The organism is Rhizobium sp. 10N414, assembly GCF_056394785.1.
On sequence record NZ_JBFTIN010000058.1, the window covers coordinates 1 to 18,450 of the forward strand.

The following is an 18,450-nucleotide window of genomic DNA, read 5'->3' on the forward strand; positions in this document are numbered from 1 at the left end:
AAACGTGACCGCCAAAGTCTCTTTCAAAGAACCGAAATCTCTTCCGGTCCCGCAAGCTCCGCCGCCCACGTTTCTCTTTCTTCTCATCTTCAATTGTCAAATAACAGACCAGATACCCCGGTCGAATTTCCTCGCCTCAAACCCAAAAGTCCAAGGAACCAATCAGCACCAAAGCCAATCTTAAAAGAAACTTGAGAGCGAAGGACTTCGTCGCCAGCAGCGCCGCCGCCCTCGTTCAGTGAGGGGGCTTATAGATCCTACCCCTTTTCTAAGTCAACAGCCGTTTTCAAAAAAAACGAGAATTCTTGCATCGCATTGAATTCTAAGAGCGATTTTCCAAGTGGCGCTTTTGTCCCCTTGGATCGCGCCGATAGCCGGGTCATTTGTCGGGAAATAGCGCGCAAAAATCCGATGACGAGATCCTTCGCCCTCACATCTTCACAATCGGATGGTCTCAAGGGCTGATCATTTGGATGCGCGCAGGCGTCCCATTTGACTTCTATTGGCAAACTATGCACTTTTCGGCGCCAACTAGAGCTGCCCGAGAAAGCCTACCGAAAGGACGCGGATCCACCTGCCATGATGACGGAGAAGATGATGATCCGCTCGTTCGGCAACGAGCCGCCGCTTCTCGCTGATGGCAGACGCGCGCCCGACCGCCGCGAGGTTTCATTGCGTTGGCTTTCGGGTACGTTCCTCACCGGCATTACCTCGAGCGTGCTGATGGGCGTGGCGCTGTTTGCGGCACTCGACGGCCGCCAGCAGTTGGCGATTCCCGCCGAGGCCTACGCCAATATCAATGCCGAAGCCAACGCAGATACTGATGTAACGCGCGGCAGCCGTTTGATTGCAGCCGCGATTGCCGCCAAGCCGTCGGACCGCAAGATCATGGAAGTCTCGACCGTCGTGCACGAGGGCGACAAGGAGGTCGTCCGCCGCCAGCCCTTCGCGCGTGTGAAGATGACGCTTGCCGCCAACCACGTCGCGACCGAGGACTATCCGAGCTTCAATCCGCTGACGATCTTCTCGGCGGACGAGCCGGACGCGCAGCCGACCGTTCGCACCGGGCAGATCTACGGTTCAGACGTGGAGTCCGAAGTCAGCCTGAAGACCGTAGCCTATCCCACGACGAGATCCGATCTCCAGGTGGCGCCCGGCATGACGCTCGACGAGATCGAGGAGAATGTGCGCTCCAACGGCTCAATCCTGACCGACGGCGCCGCCCAAGTGGCAGCACTCTACTATGTCGACCCACGCCGCTTCTCCAACGACGATAACGACGTTGACCTGACAGCCGGCCTGACGGCGCGCGTCCTCGAGCAGAACATGACGGTCTCCGCACCGGAATCGATCACGCCGCAGACCGAGGAATTCGCCGACGACATCATCCCGGTGCGCCAGTCGACCTCGATCATCAAGGCGATGACGGACTCGGGCTATCCCGAACTGCAGGCCAAGGGGCTGGCAGGCTACCTCTCACCGATGATCGGATCGGACGACCTCTCCAAGGGCGATGTGTTGCGCATCGGCATCCTGCAGAAAGGCGAACAAGCAAAGATCATCCGCGCCAGCATCTATCGCGGCACGCGCCATCTTGTCACCGTGGCGCTTGACGACCACGATCGGTTCGTGGCCGGCCGTGAACCACCTGAGATCGACGCAGTCACGACCGCCTTCGACGACAATTCGACATCGGTCCCGTCCAACCAGAATCTGCCACGCGTCTATGACGGCATTTATCGTGCCGCACTGTCCTACGGCATGACCAAGGACATGACCGCCCTGATCATCAAGCTGCTGGCAAGCAGCGTCGATTTCCAGGCGGAGCTGCGGCCGACCGACACGCTGGAAGCCTTCTTTTCCGTCGCCGATTCCAGCGGTCAGGCAACGGAGGATTCCGAGCTACTCTATGTGAACGCGCGTTTCGGCGACACACAGACCCGCTTCTACCGCTTCCAGGATGCGGAAGATGGGTCGATCGACTACTTCGATCAGGACGGCAAGAGCATTCGGCAATTCCTGCTGCGCAATCCCGTTCCGAACGGCATCTTCAAGTCAGGCTTCGGCATGCGCCGGCACCCGATCCTGGGCTTTGCCCGCATGCATACGGGCGTCGATTGGGCGGCACCGCGCGGCACGGCGATTATCGCAGTCGGCAACGGAACGGTCGAGAAGGCCGGCTGGGATTCCGGCGGTTATGGCAACCAGACCATCGTCCGCCACGCCAACGGCTACGAATCCTCCTACAATCACCAGAGCGCCATCGCCAAGGGCGTCGTTCCCGGCTCCAAGGTACGTCAGGGCCAGGTAATCGGCTGGGTTGGAACGACCGGCGAATCCACCGGTCCGCATCTGCACTACGAGATGATCGTCAACGGCACCAAGGTCGATCCGCTGCGCGTGCGCCTGCCAGGCGGCAAGTCGTTGAAGGGTGAGGCGTTGGCAAAATTCGAGGACGAGCGGCAGCGCATCGACACCCTCCTCGGCAACCAGCCGCCGCCACAAGTGGCAAGCAAGTAGCGTCCATCAAAAATGGCGGCCCGGGGCCGCCATTTTCTTTCCTGTTGTCGAGGCCTTAGGCCGCTTCGTTGACCGCGGAATTCCGCGTCCGGAACAGCAGCCGATCCGTACCGCCTGTGATCTTCACCGTCGAACCATCCGGAACCTGCCCGGAAAGGATCTGTTCGGCGAGCGGATCCTGCACGTATTTCTGGATCACCCGCTTCAGCGGCCGCGCACCATAGACCGGATCGTAACCCTTGTTGGCGAGCCAATTGCGGGCATCGTCATCGAGCTCGAGTGTGATCTTGCGTTCGGCAAGCAATGCCACCAGACGCATCAGCTGGATATCGACGATCGCGCCCATTTCCTCGCGCTTCAGGCGATGGAACAGGATGATCTCATCGATACGGTTTAGGAACTCCGGCCGGAAGTGACCGCGCACGACGTCCAGCACCTGCTCGCGGATCTCATCTGTGTCATGACCGTCGGGTAGCTCCGTCAACATCGTAGCACCGAGGTTCGACGTCATGATGATCATCGTGTTGCGGAAATCGACTGTCCGGCCCTGACCGTCGGTCAGGCGACCGTCGTCGAGCACCTGCAGCAGCACGTTGAAGACGTCAGGATGCGCCTTTTCGATCTCGTCGAAAAGAACGACCTGATACGGCCGCCGGCGAACGGCTTCCGTCAGCGAACCACCTTCCTCATAGCCGACATAGCCGGGAGGCGCGCCTATCAGCCTGGCCACCGAGTGCTTCTCCATGTACTCCGACATATCCATGCGCACCATCGCCGTTTCGTCGTCGAAGAGGAAGCGGGCAAGCGCCTTGGTCAGCTCCGTCTTGCCGACGCCGGTCGGGCCGAGGAAGATGAACGAGCCGATCGGCCGGTTCGGATCCTGCAGGCCGGCGCGCGCGCGGCGCACCGCCCGCGACACTGCCTGAACCGCATCACCCTGGCCGATCACCGATTTCGCCAGCTCGTCTTCCATACGCAGAAGCTTGTCGCGTTCGCCTTCCAGCATCTTGTCGACAGGGATACCGGTCCAGCGGGAAACGACATGCGCAATGTTGTCGGGGATGACGACCTCCTGCACCATGGCGCTGCGATCGCTGTCCTGCTGTTCGGCCTCCGTGAGCTTCTTTTCCAGTTCCGGAATGACGCCGTAAGTCAACTCGCCGGCGCGCTGAAACTCACCCTTGCGCTGGGCGATCGCCAGATCGTTGCGGGCCTCATCCAGCTGCTTCTTCAGATCGGCGGCGAGGCCGAGCTTCTGCTTTTCCGCCTGCCAGCGGGCCGTCAGGGCGTCGGCTTCTTCCTCGAGGCCAGTCAACTCGGTTTCAAGCCGCGTCAGCCGGTCGGCAGACGCCGTATCGGTTTCCTTCTTCAGCGCTTCGCGCTCGATCTTCAGCTGCATGATGCGGCGATCGAGTTCGTCCAGCTCTTCAGGCTTGGAATCCACCTGCATGCGCAGCCGCGCAGCGGCTTCGTCCATCAGGTCGATCGCCTTGTCGGGCAGGAAGCGGTCGGTGATGTAGCGGTTGGAAAGCGTCGCAGCCGCAACCAGGGCCGAATCCGAGATACGGACCTTGTGATGCTGCTCGTACTTTTCCTTCAAGCCACGCAAGATCGAAATCGTGTCCTCGACCGTCGGCTCCTCAACCATGACAGGCTGGAAGCGGCGGGCTAGGGCCGGATCTTTCTCAACGTGCTTGCGGTATTCGTCGAGCGTCGTCGCACCGACGCAGTGTAACTCGCCACGCGCAAGCGCAGGCTTCAGGAGGTTGGAGGCGTCCATCGCCCCATCCGCCTTGCCGGCACCAACCAGCGTGTGCATTTCGTCGATGAAGAGAATGATCTCGCCGTTTTCGGCCTGCACCTCGTTAAGCACGGCTTTCAGCCGCTCCTCGAACTCGCCGCGATATTTCGCGCCGGCGATCAGCGCGCCCATGTCGAGCGCCATCAACTTCTTGTCCTTGAGTGATTCAGGCACGTCGCCGTTGACGATACGCAGTGCGAGGCCTTCGACAATGGCGGTCTTGCCGACGCCAGGCTCGCCGATCAGCACGGGGTTGTTCTTGGTGCGGCGGGAGAGAACCTGGATCGTGCGGCGGATTTCGTCGTCACGGCCAATGACCGGATCGAGCTTGCCCTCGCGGGCTTCGCCGGTCAGATCGCGGGCATACTTCTTCAGCGAGTCGAAGCCTTGTTCGGCGTTCGAGCTGTCAGCGGTGCGGCCCTTGCGAATTTCATTGATGACTTGGTTGAGCGCCAGCGCGGTCACACCGGCATTCTTCAGCGTCGTCGACGTCGAAGCCGAAGACTCGATCGCCAATGCCTGCAGCAGGCGCTCGACCGTGACGAAGCTGTCGCCGGCCTTCTTCGCTGCCTCTTCGGCAGTGGAAAGCACCTTGGCAAGCGGCTGCGCGAGATAGATCTGCCCGTTGCCGCCGGATACCTTCGGCAGCTTGGCAAGTGCGGCATCGTTGGCAAGGCGCGCCGCTTTGGGATCACCGCCGGCGCGCTCGATCAGCGAGGCGGCCATGCCCTGGTCGTCGTCGAGCAGCACTTTCAGTACATGTTCGGGTGTGAACTGCTGGTGTCCCTGCGCAAGCGCATAGGTTTGGGCGGACTGAATAAAACCGCGCACCCGCTCGGAGTATTTTTCGATATTCATGCTGTACCTCCATGGATCGCCCTGCCCTCATAAGGCACAGGCCGATGACTGAGATTGAGCTCCCTTAAATGGCAAGCCCATTTGTTCCGCCGCGGTTGGGATTTGCGGCTGACGAACCTGGGCTGGATATGGTAGAGGATTTCAAAAGTTTAAAGAGGCGATGACGTGAAAAACCCCGGCCTTTGCGACCGGGGGTTCTCATTTCATGTCCTGTCTCCGCCGGAGCCATGTCGGCTGCCGGCAGCCATCCAATCACTTGATTTCTTCGATGTCGTTGGGCTTCCAGGAGCCGTCAAAGGCCGGCTGCGTGGGTCCGTAGATGCGGATGTAGCTGAACCAGCCACGTCCGGACTGGGTTTTGATCCAACGGCCTTCGCCATCCTTCGGCGCCGTTGGACCAAAATAGAGGTCGACCGGCTTTGACGTGTCGATGTCCTTCAACTCAAAGAGCGAGCGGAGCGCCGCCTTGTCCTGATCCGTCTGCACGTCGGAGCGAGTCTGCGCGTCATAGAGCGTCACGGACCAGAGCAGCTTGCCCGGGACGGGCTGGGGAATCGTCAGCTTGTAGTTCTTGCTCCGTCCAGAAACGCACCGCTAGCGTCGCGAGCACCGAGCCAATAGAGCCGAGCCCGCGCCGGCCGAACGGTGGAGTATTGCGGGCGTGACGATCGCCTGTGCGAACCAGCGATCATGTGCCTCCAGATCGACGCCCATCGGCGTCTCGAACTGGGCAGCGTTGGGAACCAGGCCGACCCACTCCCATTTGCGGTCCGGCCACGCAAAGCGGTCCGGCCGATCGCTATCGAACGCCGATACGAGAAGCTGGTCACGACCAACCTTCGCAGCTTTTTCGAGGATAGCTTTCGTACGGGCATCAGGTGCGAACGGCTTGCCCTTTTAGATACCGAGCGTCGCAAGAAGCCCTACATCGGTGTGAATTTCTCGACGAGGGGTTCCTCATCGATGATCCGCTTCAATACCTCCCAGAACTGGATGTTGTCCTCCCACTTGAGAGAGGTGCTGTCCATTGCCTTCTCGGTGGTGTCGACGATCGCGATTGGCTTCGGCTTGCTGGCCGTACTCAAAGGGTAGACCTTGATGGCGTGCAGCGCCTTCAGCGCCTTGTCCTGGTCGCCACCGACCGGCAGAGCGCGCACAGCAAGCAGAACTTTGTAGGTGGCCGACTTCCCGACATGGTAGCCCTTTGGCACCTTGCCCTTGTAGTCCGGCAGCAGGATGAGGTGCTTTCCACCCTTTCCGCCATCCGGGCCGGGGAGATTATGGTCGTTGATCAGGCCGATATAGGCGCCCGGCGGCAACTCAACCACCATCGGACCGTCCCTCTTTGGTGAGGACAGCCCGCGCCGTTTGGCCGGCGCGGGCTGTCGCGGTGTTTGCCTATTGCGGGGCAAGCCGCTCGAGTTCATTCAACCGCTTCAGTGCCGCTTGCTGGCGAAGCAGCCCGTAGTTGATGCCGCTGGCATTGAGCGAGCTGCCTTCCTGATACGGGAACTGGTCGAAGTCTGAGAAGAAGTCCTTGATCTTCCCCTGGATCGGAACGAGCAGCCACATGTTCCTTGCAAGGAACTCGATCGCTCCGCCACCGTCCTCCATGCCACGCTCGTAGGGGTCCATTCGCAGGTTGGCGATCATAGCCCATGCTGGGACTTCACGGGTGGCCGTGGCAATGTTGCCGTGGCTCGCGATGGCAAAGCTCAGCTTCCAGTCGTTCCAGCGAAGCGCATTGAGATTGCCGCCCTGATCGAAGTAGTAGACGACATCGCGCGGGCCGCTCTGAGCCTCACCCTTCAGGAAAGGCAAAAGATCATAGCCGTCCAGGTGAACCTTGAAATCCTTGGTCCCTGACTTGAACCCGGCCTTCATCTGCTCCTTGATGTCGGATATCCCGGCGGCGCTCGCGAATGTCGGCATCCAATCCATTAGCGTAACGATCTCATTCACCTCGGTCCCGGGTTTGACGACGCCCGGCCAGCGAACCATCATCGGAATGCGGAAGCCGCCCTCCCATGTCGTGCCCTTTTCACCGTGGAACGGCGTCTGGGCACCATCAGGCCACAAGGCAAGCTCGGCGCCGTTGTCGGTCGTGTAGAGAACGATAGTGTTGTCGGCGATGCCGAGCTGATCCAGCTGCTCGAGAAGCTGGCCGACGTGACCGTCGTGCTCCACCATACCGTCGGCATGAATGCCCTTGCCGGTTTTTCCAAGCGAGTCCGGCTTCAGATGGGTGAAGACGTGCATTCGGGTCGAGTTGAACCAGCAGAAGAACGGCTTGTCAGCTTTCGCTTGCCGATCGATGAAGTTCTTGGCGGCAGCCAGGAATTCCTCATCGACCGTCTCCATACGCTTCGTGTTGAGCGCACCGGTATCTTCGATCTTGCCGTCCGCAGTTGACTTGATCACGCCACGCGGACCGAACTGCCGGCGGAACGCCGGGTCCTTCGGGTAGAAGTAGCCTTCCGGCTCTTCCTCGGCGTTGAGGTGGTAGAGGTTGCCGAAGAACTCGTCGAAGCCATGCTTGGTCGGCAGGTGCTGGTCCTGGTCGCCGAGGTGGTTCTTGCCGAACTGGCCGGTCGCATAGCCCTGCGTCTTCAACACGTCGGCAATCGTCGGCATCCAGTCCTGAATGCCGTGCGGATCGCCGGGCATGCCGATCGTCAAGAGGCCGGTGCGGAATGGTTCTTGCCCGAGAATGAAGGAGGCGCGGCCCGCAGTGCAGCTCTGCTGGCCATAGGAATCGGTGAAGATTGCGCCTTCCCTGGCGATGCGGTCGATATTGGGCGTGCGATAGCCCATCAGCCCCATCGTGTAGGCGCTGATCTGCGGTATGCCGATGTCATCGCCGAAGATGACAAGAATATTCGGCTTCTTGCCGGATGGTGCCGCCGCCGTCTGCGCCTGGGCTGCTGCGAAACTCACCATGCTGGCGACCGTGGCGGCCCCGGCGGCAAGGGCTGTTGACCCTATCAGCAGATTACGGCGCGTGAGGTTGCTGGCGTCGGAGGAGGATGATCGTACGCTGTCGTCGCTGGCCATTTCGCGTGTCTCCCGTCAAACGTGAACTTTTGGAATGTTGTCTGGTGATGAGATGCATCGGCGCGAACCAAAGAGGCATAGCCACAGCGTAGACGTAAGTACGTTACGGTAAATGCACGACACTTTAACGGTCGGAGGCGAGACGGCGGCAGAAACGAAAAAGGCCGCTCCATAGAGCGGCCTTTTATCCATTAGCTCGGATCGTTGAAGCGATCCGGTTATTCCGAAGCGGCATCCGCCAAAACAGGCGCATCGCCGGAACCTTCACCCTCGGCCGGAGCCTCGCCTTCCGCAGCGCGGCGCGGACGACGCGGACGGCTACCGGCAGTGCGGCGACGCGGCTGACGCTCGCGCGGCTGGCCTGCAGCACTTTCCTCGTCCATCGAAACCTCTGCCGGAATACCTTCGATCTCCGGCTGCGGGCCGCTGCCATCGTTCACCTCGGGCTGCGGCGCTTCAGCTGCGACCGGGGCCGGCTGCTGTTCCTGGCGACGCGGCTGGCGGTCTTCGTTGCGGCGCGGCTGCTCGTCGTTGCGACGCTGCGACTGTTCTTCCGAACGGCGCTGCTGATGCTCGTGCTGGTGACGCGGTGGCTGGACGATGACAACATCGTCATTGTCGATGGCTTCGACATCGTCACCATCGCGCTCCGCACCTTCACTGAATTCGTTGCGGTCGTCGCGCTGGAAGCGCTCCTGCATCTGCGCCTGAGCGGCTGCAATGATGCGGTTATAGTGTTCGGCGTGCTGCAGGTAGTTTTCAGCGATAACGCGATCGCCCGAACTCTGCGCGTCGCGCGCAAGTTGTGCGTACTTTTCAGCGATATGCTGCGCGGTACCACGAATCTTAACGTCTGGGCCGGAGCTGTCGTAGGTCCGCGTCAACGGGTTGCCGCCCTTGCGGTTGAAATTGTTGTTATTGTTATTTCCGCCGCCGCCGCCGCCGTTGTTATTGCCACGCCCGCGACCGCGCTTGTTCTGCTGTCCTGGCCTCATAGATCGTTCACCTGAATTCTCTGTTTGTTGTGGAGTTATGGCACCAACGGCCGTGGCCGGTTCACCGGCTCAGAGCCCTCGTGCCGCAAGCATACTGCGCCTTCGCGCCAACCTGCCGCTTGTTCTCAAGTCAGTTTGACTGATTCACGCATTGGGTCGTATTCAACCTTTGAAGCTCTCGTTTAAAAGAGCGGACCCCCGAGGCCGAGTTAGTTTCGAACGTCTCACCGTTCTGTCCTATCTCTCCAACGCGTGGGGTCAACCTATATTGCTTCCCGTGGAAATCCAAGCCTTTTCTTCGCAATGACACCAATGTCCTGTTCAATGCTTAAAGTCGTCGCGCGTCACTTGAGCGCGAACACAAGCGCCCGGTCATTCTGGCCGTAATCCTTTACGGATTCCAGAAGCTTGAAGCCTTCAGCCTCGAAAACGTCCGTCACGTCGTTTCGCTGGTCGTAGCCGATCTCAAGTCCCACAACGCCGTTCGGCTTTATGAACCTTGCCGCATCCTTGGCGATGGTTCTGTAGGCGTCAAGGCCATCCCGGCCGCCATCCAGTGCGGCATGGGGATCAAATTTCGTCACTTCGGGAGCGAGAGTGTGAACGACCTTAGAAGCGATATAGGGCGGATTTGAGACAATCGCGTGAAACGAGCCGTGGATATTCTGAAACCAACTGGATTGAATGGCTTCGAAGCGATCCTGCAATCCGTTTCTTTCCGCGTTTGATTTCGCCGTCTTCAATGCATCGGCCGATATATCGCTGCCGACGCCTGACGCTTCCGGACATTCGCTCAACAGAGCAAGGCATATCGCCCCGGTTCCGGTTCCTAGGTCCAGAATATGGATATGGCCCTCGGTATTTGCAAGGTCGCGCAGATAAGGAAGCATCGTATCGACGAGAATTTCCGTATCAGGCCGTGGCTCAAGGGTTTCCGCAGACAAAGACAGCGGCAGGCCATAGAATTCCCGTTCGCCGAGAATGCGGTGAACAGGCTCATGCGCCAGCCGGCGTTCGATGGCTTGCTCGATCATTGCCATCTGCTCTGTGCTGACGGTTTCGCCGCCACGCGTTACGATGGCGGTCGTCGAAAGTCCAAGCAGCCCTGCGACGAGCATTCGGGCATCAGCCGAAGCACTGTCGACACCGGCTTCAGTGAAACGACGGCGAGCCTCGGCCAGCATTTGGGAAACCGTAGCCTCGGCCTGTTTCCCGCTCATGCTCATTGCTGCTCGCCGAGTTGCGCCAACTGGCTTGCCTGATAGTCGGCCATCAGCGCGTCGACCACCTCGTCGATCTCGCCGATCATCATCCGGTCGAGCTTGTAGAGTGTCAGATTGATCCGGTGGTCCGTCACCCGCCCCTGTGGGAAGTTGTAGGTGCGGATGCGTTCGGAGCGATCGCCGGAACCGACCTGGCTCTTGCGATCGGCGGAACGCTCGCTTTCGGCCCGTTGACGCTCGGCGTCGTAGAGACGCGAACGCAGAACCTGCATCGCCTTGGCGCGGTTCTGATGCTGCGATTTCTCGGAACTGGTGACGACGATGCCGGTCGGCAGATGGGTGATGCGCACCGCTGAGTCGGTGGTGTTGACGTGCTGGCCGCCAGCGCCGGATGAGCGCATCGTATCGATGCGGATGTCTTCTGGCCGGATCTCGATGTCGATTTCCTCCGCCTCCGGCAGAACCGCGACGGTCGCGGCCGAAGTGTGGATGCGACCGCCGGCTTCCGTTTCCGGCACGCGCTGGACACGGTGAACACCGGATTCAAACTTCAGCTTGGCAAATACGCCCTTGCCGGTGATGGTCGCGATGATTTCCTTGAAGCCGCCCGCCTCGCCTTCGCTCGACGACAGGACTTCGACCTTCCAGCCGTGGGCGGCTGCATAGCGCTCATACATCCGGAACAAATCACCAGCAAAGAGTGCGGCTTCCGAACCGCCGGTGCCAGCGCGGATTTCCAAAATAGCGCTCTTCTCGTCTGCTGCATCCTTCGGCAGCAGCAAGATCTGGATTTCCTGCTCCAGCGCCTCCAGCCGCTCCTTCACCTCGGGCAGCTCCAGTTCGGCCAGATCGCGCATCTCACGGTCCACCGACTTGTCGTTCAGCAGGGTTTCGAGGTCCGCAAGCTCGGCAATTGCCTTCTCGAAGGCGCGGATCTTCGTGACGACGGGCTGCAACTCGGAATATTCGGAGGCGAGCTTGACGTAGACGTCAGCCGAGGGGCCAGCCGACATGCGCGCTTCGATCTCGCCAAAACGGCGTTCCAGCTCGCGCATCTTTTCAACGGGAAGCTTCGCCACCCTTCACTCCGATTCTGCTTGTCTTGACCTAAAGAGGAATATTGTGAGCTTCCGCGAAGTGGGCAAGCACATCGCGGATCGAAGTCGCCGACTTGGTGTCGTCAAGCGCCTCGTTCATCACCTTCGCCAGCGTCTCAACCTCGAGACCGAGCAGCATCGCCTTGACCGGACCGATCGATGCCGGCGACATCGAAACCGAACGGAAGCCTATGCCGAGAAGCGCCATCGCCGAGATTGGCTTGCCGGCAAGCTCGCCGCACAAGGTCACGGGCGTGTTGTTGCGCTCGCCTGCCCGCACGATGTCGCGCAGGATCCTAAGGAACGGTTTGCCAAGCGGATCGAAGCGGTCGGACACGCGCGCATTGCCGCGATCGACCGCCATCGAAAACTGGAAGAGGTCATTCGACCCGACCGAGACGAAATCGACCGCCGACATCAGCTCGTCGAGCTGCCAGAGCAGCGCCGGCACCTCCAGCATCGCCCCGAACTGCAGCTTGCGCGGCAGGCCGTGGCCGAAGCGCGAAAGGTGCTGAACCTCCTTCTGCAGCAGTTCTCGCACGGCGGCGATCTCGGAAACCTCGGTTACCATTGGCACCATCAGCTTCAGCTCGATGCCGGCCGCCGCCTTCAGCATGGCGCGCAGCTGCGTGCGCAGCAGGCCCGGACGATCGAGCGAAAGGCGGATTGCCCGCCAGCCGAGCGCCGGATTTTCTTCCTCATGGCCACGGAAATAGGGAACGACCTTGTCGCCGCCGATATCAAGCGTGCGGAATGTCACAACTCGTCCGGCCGCCTGCTTCAGCACATTGCGATAAAACAGCTCCTGCTCTTCCGCCTTCGGCATGTTGGAGGCGATCATGAACTGCAGCTCGGTGCGGAACAGGCCAATGCCTTCAGCACCCGAGTCCGAAAGCTGCGGCAAATCGACCAGCAGCCCGGCGTTCATCATCAACGATACGCGCTGGCCGTCCCTGGTGCGCGACTCGACCGAGCGCAGCGCCCGGAACTGCTCCTGGCGGCGGGCGCGGAACCGTACCTTTTCCTCGTAGGAGCGCTGATGCTCCGGCATGGGGCGAAGGTGCACATGCCCGCCATCGCCGTCGATGATGACGGCATCGCCGTTTTCGGCGAGCGCCACCACGCCAGCGGCCTGGCCGATCACAGGAATGCCCATGGCACGCGCGACGATCACCACATGGCTCGTCACCGCACCTTCTTCCAGCACGAGCCCGCGCACATTGGCACGCGGATAGTCCAACAACTCAGCCGCACCCATGGCACGCGCCAGGATGATGGCGTCGCTTGGGAAACCGTCCCCCGCTGTGCGGCCGGTATAGCCGGTCAACTGCCGCAGCAGGCGGTTCGCGAGATCTTCGAAATCGTGCATCCGCTCCCGCAGATAGGGATCGGTCATGCGGATCATGCGCGCCTTGGTGTCGCTCTGCACCTTCTCGACGGCGGCTTCCGCGGTCAAACCGTTACGGATTGCTTCCTCGAGCTTGCGCACCCAGCCCTGGTCATGGGCGAACATGCGATAGGTTTCGAGAACCTCGCGGTGCTCGCCCTCCATCGAAACGTCGCGCTGCGACAGAAGGTCATCGATCGAGATGCGGAGCGACCCTAGCGCCTCGCCCAGGCGGCGGATTTCCTTCTCGGAATCCTCATTCAAAAGGTTGGTGACGACGATACGCGGCTCATGCAGCACGACGTAGCCGAGGCCGATGCCTTCATTATAGGTGTCGCCGTCGATGGTCACCGAACGCGTCAGGTCGAGTTCGAGCCCGGGCTTGGTGATCTTCTTGAGTTCGCCGGTGGCGATCATCTCGGCAAGCACCATCGCGGTCGTCTCGAGCGCTTCGAGCTCTTCTTCGCGGTAGGTGCGGCTCGCCTTGTTCTGCACGACCAAAACGCCGAGCGAGCGGCCGGTGCGCAGGATCGGCACGCCGAGGAACGAATGGTAGATCTCTTCGCCGGTTTCCGGCAGGTAGCGGAAAGCCGGGTGCGATTGCGCGTCGGAGAGATTGAGAGGCTGCGCCGATGCCGCGATCGTACCGACCAGACCTTGTCCCATCTTGAGCTGGGACAGGTGGACCGCTTCCTTCTTCAGACCTTCGGTTGCATAGAGCTCGAGAACGCCGTCAGCGCGCAACACATAGACGGAGCAAACCTCCGCCACCATGTTGCCTGCAATCTGGCGAACGATCCGATCGAGACGCTCCTGCGGCTCCAGCGGCTCCGCCATCAACTCGCGCAGCCGCTTGAGCAGCACGCGCGGACCGCCGGAAAGGTCTCTCATTGCGTCTCAAGCTCCAAAACAAACATCAAAGCCTCGCGGCCGACAGCCGCGTGACTTCACAACTTGAACGCGCGGCAGACTCGTTCAGAATCAGTTCTTATCGAGACCGTAGCAGGAATGCAAAGTCCTGACAGCGAGTTCCGCATAAGGACCATCAATCAGGATCGAAATTTTGATCTCAGAGGTGGTGATCGCCTTGATGTTGATGCCCTTGTCGGCCAGCGCCTTGAAAGCGGTGGCGGCAACGCCGGCGTGGCTGCGCATGCCGATACCGATGACCGACACTTTCACCAGGCCCGCTTCGTTCTGAACGACGTCGTACCCGATCTTTTCCTTGTTCTCGCCCAGAACCTTGATCGCCTTGTCGACATCACCCGAAGGAACCGTGAAGGTCATGTCGGTCTTCGAGCCGTCTTCCGAGATGTTCTGGACGATCATGTCGACATTGATGTGGCTTTCGGCCAGCGGTCCGAAGATCGCAGCGGAAACGCCCGGCCGGTCGGCAAGACGGCGAAGCGAGATCTGAGCCTCATCCTTGGCATAGGCGATGCCGGTGACTACTTCCTGTTCCACGATTTCATCCTCGTCACAAATCAGCGTTCCGGGCGGATTCAAGAAGTCACCCATGCCCGGAGCATCGGGATCTTCGAAAGAGGAGCGCACGAAGGTACGGACCTTGTGCACCATGGCAAGCTCGACGGAGCGAACCTGCAGAACCTTGGCGCCGAGCGACGCCATTTCGAGCATTTCCTCGAAGGCGATCTTCTTCAGGCGGCGTGCCTGCGGCACGATGCGCGGATCGGTCGTGTAGACGCCGTCAACGTCGGTATAGATATCGCAGCGATCGGCCTTGACCGCAGCCGCGATCGCAACTGCCGACGTATCGGAGCCGCCGCGGCCGAGCGTCGCGATGCGGTTGTCGGGCCCAAGACCCTGGAAGCCGGCGATGACGGCAACCTGCCCCTCGCCCATACGCTTGATGATGTCGGAGCCATCGATATCGAGGATGCGGGCGGCGCCATGGGCGTTGTCGGTACGGATCGGGATCTGCCAACCCTGCCAAGAGCGGGCATTGATATCCATCGCCTGCAGCGCGATCGCGAGCAAGCCGGAGGTCACCTGCTCGCCCGATGCAACAACGGCATCATATTCGCGCGCATCGTAAAAAGGTGAATTGGCGCCGACGACCTTTGGCGTGCCTTGCACCCACCCGACCAGCTCGTTGGTCTTGCCGGACATGGCGGAGACGACCACCGCCACTTCGTGGCCGGCGTCGACTTCACGTTTCACATGGCGGGCAACGTTCTTGATGCGGTCCAGATCAGCGACGGACGTTCCGCCGAATTTCATTACGATGCGTGCCATATGCCTCTACCACGACCTAGCGCCGAGAGAGACCAAAGCCAGACCCGGCATCACGAACCCTGCATGGAGCCGCATGGCCGAAGAGCCCGGAATTGGGAGTTTCTGGAACCCTTCTAGAGCCTTGCACCCCAAGGGCCCAAGTTGCCGCGTCTCTTAGCGAGTTTGTTGGGGGGTGGCAAGGTGTGGAAAGGAGAATGCGACACCCTGGAACTGGCGGGTAAAAGTGGCAGCTGCCACCCCGGCTAGGCCTCCTCAGCCTCGAGGGCGTTTGGCAGCGCAGCAGAGGAGAGAAATCTGCCGGAGGTCTGAGACTTCCCTTCAACGCTCGATTTCGTCCTGCAGCTTCCTGAGGATGTCAATCAGCTGCGGCGCCATCTCCCGGATTTCCGTCAGATGGATAGCAGTCAGGCGCTTCAACACATGCTCTGCCTTGTCGGTGAGCTCCAATGTCTGCCGGCGCTTGTCGTTCGGATCCGTGCGACGCGACACGTAGCCGGCTGTGACCAGACGTCCAACGAGCTCCGTTGCCGAATGGGGCGCGATCAGCAGCCGTTCAGCAAGCATTCCGATCGTCATCGAGTCTTCGCCGCGATGGCCCTTGATCGACAGCAATGCCTGATGCTGTTGCGTTGGGAGCCCCTCCTCTTGTGCCGCGGACGTGCTGAAATCCATGAAGCGGCGCAAGGTGTAGCGCAGATTGGACAAGGCCTCGTAGTCGGCGTCGGTCAGTCGTTCTCCGGGTGTCCTCAATGCAGATCCCTCGTGGCCATCATTGCATCCATGCGGCGACTTCCATTCTTCGATGATCCTGGAGCACGCGCAACGCCAGCATGAGTTCGGGAGCCATCTCCCGGATCTCGTAAAGATGCGCAGGCGTCAGCCGTCGCAATATCTCTTCCGCCTTGTCTGTCAACCGCACAATAGTCCGGCGCCTCTGCTTCACTTCGATAGTGACATAGCCACGTCCCTCAAGCGAGCGCGTAAGTTCGGCTGCAGATGCAGCCGGGACGAAGAGTCGCGCCGCCAAGGTTGAAACGCTCATCTGTTCTCCGCTTCCCAGTCCCTTGATCGCGAGTAGTGCCTGATGCTGTTGCGGCGATAGACCGAGCTTCTCCGCCGCCTTGGTGCTGAATTGGCGAAATTTTCGAATTCTGTACCTCAGGTTGGCCAACGCGGCATAATCAACATCCGATAAGCTGCCGTTTTTGCCCGACACCATTTCTGCCTCCAGATCTGCTTGTTGATTTATATCGTATCACGATATATTTGCAACGTCGAACAGAAGCGTTTCAACGGGATCCTCCATGTACGAGCAATCGACCCCTCACCGGCCACATGACTTTACCGGCGGCCTCTCGCGGCGCGAGGCCGGGGACTTTACGACGGACAAACGCGTTCTCGCGCTGGTCGGCATGGCCGTGGTGGTCGGCTCCGGCGGTGCGTTCGCCGCCTGGGTCCTGGTGAGCCTGATTTCGCTGGTCACCAGTCTCGTGTGGTTCGGGCGTTTCAGTATTGCCGCCACCTCGCTTGCTGATGCACCGCGCTCCGTATGGATGGTTGCCATTCCCATCCTTGGCGGCCTTGTTATCGGGCTGATGGCCCGCTTCGGATCCAAGAAGATCCGCGGTCACGGCATCCCCGAGGCAATCGAGACGATCCTGATTGGTGGCAGCCGGATGTCGCCGAAGGTGGCGATTCTCAAGCCGCTCTCGTCGGCGATCTCCATCGGCACCGGCGGACCTTTTGGCGCCGAAGGGCCGATCATCATGACGGGCGGCGCCATCGGATCGCTCTTCGCGCAATGCTTCCACTTGAGCTCGGCCGAGCGCAAGACGCTCCTCGTCGCGGGTGCGGCCGCCGGCATGACCGCAATCTTCGGTTCACCGATTGCCGCAGTCATGCTCGCCGTAGAATTGCTGCTCTTCGAATGGAAGCCCAGAAGCTTCATCCCCGTTGCCATCGCGGCCTGCGTGTCGATCTGCTGGCGCCCCTTCCTGTTCCAGGCCGGCCCTCTTTTTCCCAAGCAATTTCACATGGACCTTCCCTGGTGGGGCATCGCGCTCTGCGCTGCGATGGGGATTATTGCGGGGCTGCAATCCGGCCTGTTGACGACGATGCTCTACAAGATCGAAGATCTCTTCTCGGCCCTGCCGATCCATTGGATGTGGCGCCCGGCGATTGGCGGGTTGATCATCGGCCTCGGCGGCTTGATCGAGCCTCGCGCCCTCGGAGTCGGCTACGACATCATCGAAGGATTGCTGAACAGCACTCTTCTGCCGTCGGCCGTGTTGGCGGTCCTGCTTGTGAAAGCATTCATCTGGCTTGTGGCGCTGTCATCGGGCACATCCGGTGGCGTACTCGCGCCGCTGCTGATCTTCGGAGGAGCCCTCGGATGGCTGGTCGGCCTGGTGCTTCCCGGCGACCCGGGATTCTGGGCCTTGCTGGGCATGGCCGCAATGATGGGAGGAACGATGCGCGCACCGCTGACGGGCACGTTCTTTGCCGTCGAACTCACCGGCGACGTTTCGATGCTGGTACCCCTCCTGGCGGCCACGGTAGCAGCCTACGTGGTGACCGTTCTCCTTCTTCGCCGGTCGATCCTCACCGAAAAGATCGCACGGCGCGGCCAACACATCACGCGAGAATACGGCATTGATCCCTTCGAATTGACGCGTGCGCGCGAGATCATGATCAAGGAGGTCGACACGCTTGCAGCAAGCATGACAGTCGGCGATGCCTGCGCCTTCTTCGCGACGCCTGCAAGAACGCACCGGGTTTATCCGGTCGTTGACGGCAGCGGTGTCCTCAAGGGACTGGTCTCCGGTAGCGATGCGTTGCGATGGCAGGACGCAGCCGCGTTTTCCGACCAACGTCTCGACGACATGGTGTCCGACGCATCTATCCCCGCGGCACATCCTGACGATACGGTCGGATATGTCGCTGACCTGATGTTGTCGACTGGCTCCGGCCGCATCCCGATCGTCGATCCACAGATCGCCAAGCTTCATGGCTTGATTGCGCGGAAGGACCTACTGCGCCTTCGAAGCACGCTGCGAGCGACGGAGACCGAGCGAAGGCCCTTTCTTGGGCCGCGCAGAGCAAATGACAAGCGCATGCTGACGTTGGAGAATTCAGAGGCTGCAGCTTCGCAGACCAACAACCCGTATCGCCTGGGCAAGGAGTTTCCGACCGACTGAACAGCGTCGCTGATTTGCTCGAAAGGCGCAGTTGCATCGCGCGGTGGAAACAGGCAGCCTAG

General features: G+C 60.6%; 14 protein-coding genes. 3 read left to right on the forward strand and 11 right to left on the reverse strand.

The window, feature by feature from the left end; translation table 11 throughout:
* Positions 1-195: hypothetical protein (locus AC1DE4_RS29325; RefSeq protein ID WP_477884377.1), on the forward strand; the 195-nt coding region annotated here is incomplete at its 5' end.
* 384 nt (positions 196-579) lie between these two features.
* Positions 580-2,520 (forward strand): M23 family metallopeptidase, encoded by a 1,941-nt coding sequence (locus tag AC1DE4_RS29330; protein WP_018860468.1) that lies wholly within the window; start codon positions 580-582, stop codon positions 2,518-2,520.
* 55 nt (positions 2,521-2,575) lie between these two features.
* Here the strand turns inward: AC1DE4_RS29330 and clpB are convergent, their stop codons facing one another.
* The 11 genes from clpB to AC1DE4_RS29385 all read right to left on the reverse strand — a co-directional run bounded on the left by clpB (position 2,576) and on the right by AC1DE4_RS29385 (position 16,410).
* Positions 2,576-5,179, reverse strand: coding sequence for an ATP-dependent chaperone ClpB (gene clpB / locus AC1DE4_RS29335; protein WP_169681319.1), 2,604 nt, complete (start codon positions 5,177-5,179; stop codon positions 2,576-2,578).
* Positions 5,180-5,431: 252 nt separating this feature from the next.
* Complete coding sequence (locus AC1DE4_RS29340) at positions 5,432-5,698, reverse strand: DUF1214 domain-containing protein (protein ID WP_026371858.1); 267 nt, start codon at positions 5,696-5,698, stop codon at positions 5,432-5,434.
* A 404-nt stretch (positions 5,699-6,102) separates the two neighbouring features.
* Positions 6,103-6,510, reverse strand: coding sequence for a DUF1254 domain-containing protein (locus AC1DE4_RS29345; RefSeq protein ID WP_246733629.1), 408 nt, complete (start codon positions 6,508-6,510; stop codon positions 6,103-6,105).
* Positions 6,511-6,577: 67 nt separating this feature from the next.
* Positions 6,578-8,233: an arylsulfatase gene (locus AC1DE4_RS29350; RefSeq protein ID WP_113471544.1), complete on the reverse strand. Its 1,656-nt coding sequence runs from the start codon at positions 8,231-8,233 to the stop codon at positions 6,578-6,580.
* Between the two features lie 218 nt (positions 8,234-8,451).
* On the reverse strand, positions 8,452-9,228 hold the full coding sequence (locus AC1DE4_RS29355) for a DUF4167 domain-containing protein (RefSeq protein WP_113471543.1): 777 nt from the start codon (positions 9,226-9,228) through the stop codon (positions 8,452-8,454).
* 344 nt (positions 9,229-9,572) lie between these two features.
* Positions 9,573-10,454, reverse strand: coding sequence for a peptide chain release factor N(5)-glutamine methyltransferase (prmC, locus tag AC1DE4_RS29360; protein WP_025661664.1), 882 nt, complete (start codon positions 10,452-10,454; stop codon positions 9,573-9,575).
* Positions 10,451-11,530: a peptide chain release factor 1 gene (gene prfA / locus AC1DE4_RS29365; RefSeq protein ID WP_018857870.1), complete on the reverse strand. Its 1,080-nt coding sequence runs from the start codon at positions 11,528-11,530 to the stop codon at positions 10,451-10,453. Before prfA ends, prmC begins: the two co-directional genes overlap by 4 nt.
* Before the next feature lie 28 nt (positions 11,531-11,558).
* Positions 11,559-13,826, reverse strand: coding sequence for a phosphoenolpyruvate--protein phosphotransferase (ptsP, locus tag AC1DE4_RS29370; protein WP_018857869.1), 2,268 nt, complete (start codon positions 13,824-13,826; stop codon positions 11,559-11,561).
* 90 nt (positions 13,827-13,916) lie between these two features.
* Complete coding sequence (locus tag AC1DE4_RS29375) at positions 13,917-15,191, reverse strand: aspartate kinase (RefSeq protein ID WP_018857868.1); 1,275 nt, start codon at positions 15,189-15,191, stop codon at positions 13,917-13,919.
* A gap of 318 nt (positions 15,192-15,509) precedes the next feature.
* Complete coding sequence (locus tag AC1DE4_RS29380) at positions 15,510-15,941, reverse strand: MarR family winged helix-turn-helix transcriptional regulator (RefSeq protein ID WP_192242066.1); 432 nt, start codon at positions 15,939-15,941, stop codon at positions 15,510-15,512.
* Positions 15,942-15,960: 19 nt separating this feature from the next.
* Positions 15,961-16,410, reverse strand: coding sequence for a MarR family winged helix-turn-helix transcriptional regulator (locus tag AC1DE4_RS29385; protein WP_018857866.1), 450 nt, complete (start codon positions 16,408-16,410; stop codon positions 15,961-15,963).
* A gap of 85 nt (positions 16,411-16,495) precedes the next feature.
* On the opposite strand from AC1DE4_RS29385, the gene AC1DE4_RS29390 reads away from it, so the two are divergent.
* Positions 16,496-18,388: a chloride channel protein gene (locus AC1DE4_RS29390; RefSeq protein ID WP_192242065.1), complete on the forward strand. Its 1,893-nt coding sequence runs from the start codon at positions 16,496-16,498 to the stop codon at positions 18,386-18,388.
* Positions 18,389-18,450 lie beyond the last annotated feature (62 nt).

Excerpts from the sequence above, each read along its gene's own strand:
- AC1DE4_RS29355 (WP_113471543.1), bottom strand. The coding sequence starts at position 9,228 with ATGAGGCCAGGACAGCAGAACAAGCGCGGTCGCGGGCGTGGCAATAAC.
- clpB (WP_169681319.1), bottom strand. The coding sequence starts at position 5,179 with ATGAATATCGAAAAATACTCCGAGCGGGTGCGCGGTTTTATTCAGTCC.
- AC1DE4_RS29330 (WP_018860468.1), top strand. The coding sequence starts at position 580 with ATGATGACGGAGAAGATGATGATCCGCTCGTTCGGCAACGAGCCGCCG.
- ptsP (WP_018857869.1), bottom strand. The coding sequence starts at position 13,826 with ATGAGAGACCTTTCCGGCGGTCCGCGCGTGCTGCTCAAGCGGCTGCGC.
- AC1DE4_RS29375 (WP_018857868.1), bottom strand. The coding sequence starts at position 15,191 with ATGGCACGCATCGTAATGAAATTCGGCGGAACGTCCGTCGCTGATCTG.
- AC1DE4_RS29350 (WP_113471544.1), bottom strand. The coding sequence starts at position 8,233 with ATGGCCAGCGACGACAGCGTACGATCATCCTCCTCCGACGCCAGCAAC.
- prmC (WP_025661664.1), bottom strand. The coding sequence starts at position 10,454 with ATGAGCATGAGCGGGAAACAGGCCGAGGCTACGGTTTCCCAAATGCTG.
- AC1DE4_RS29345 (WP_246733629.1), bottom strand. The coding sequence starts at position 6,510 with ATGGTGGTTGAGTTGCCGCCGGGCGCCTATATCGGCCTGATCAACGAC.
- AC1DE4_RS29390 (WP_192242065.1), top strand. The coding sequence starts at position 16,496 with ATGTACGAGCAATCGACCCCTCACCGGCCACATGACTTTACCGGCGGC.
- AC1DE4_RS29385 (WP_018857866.1), bottom strand. The coding sequence starts at position 16,410 with ATGGTGTCGGGCAAAAACGGCAGCTTATCGGATGTTGATTATGCCGCG.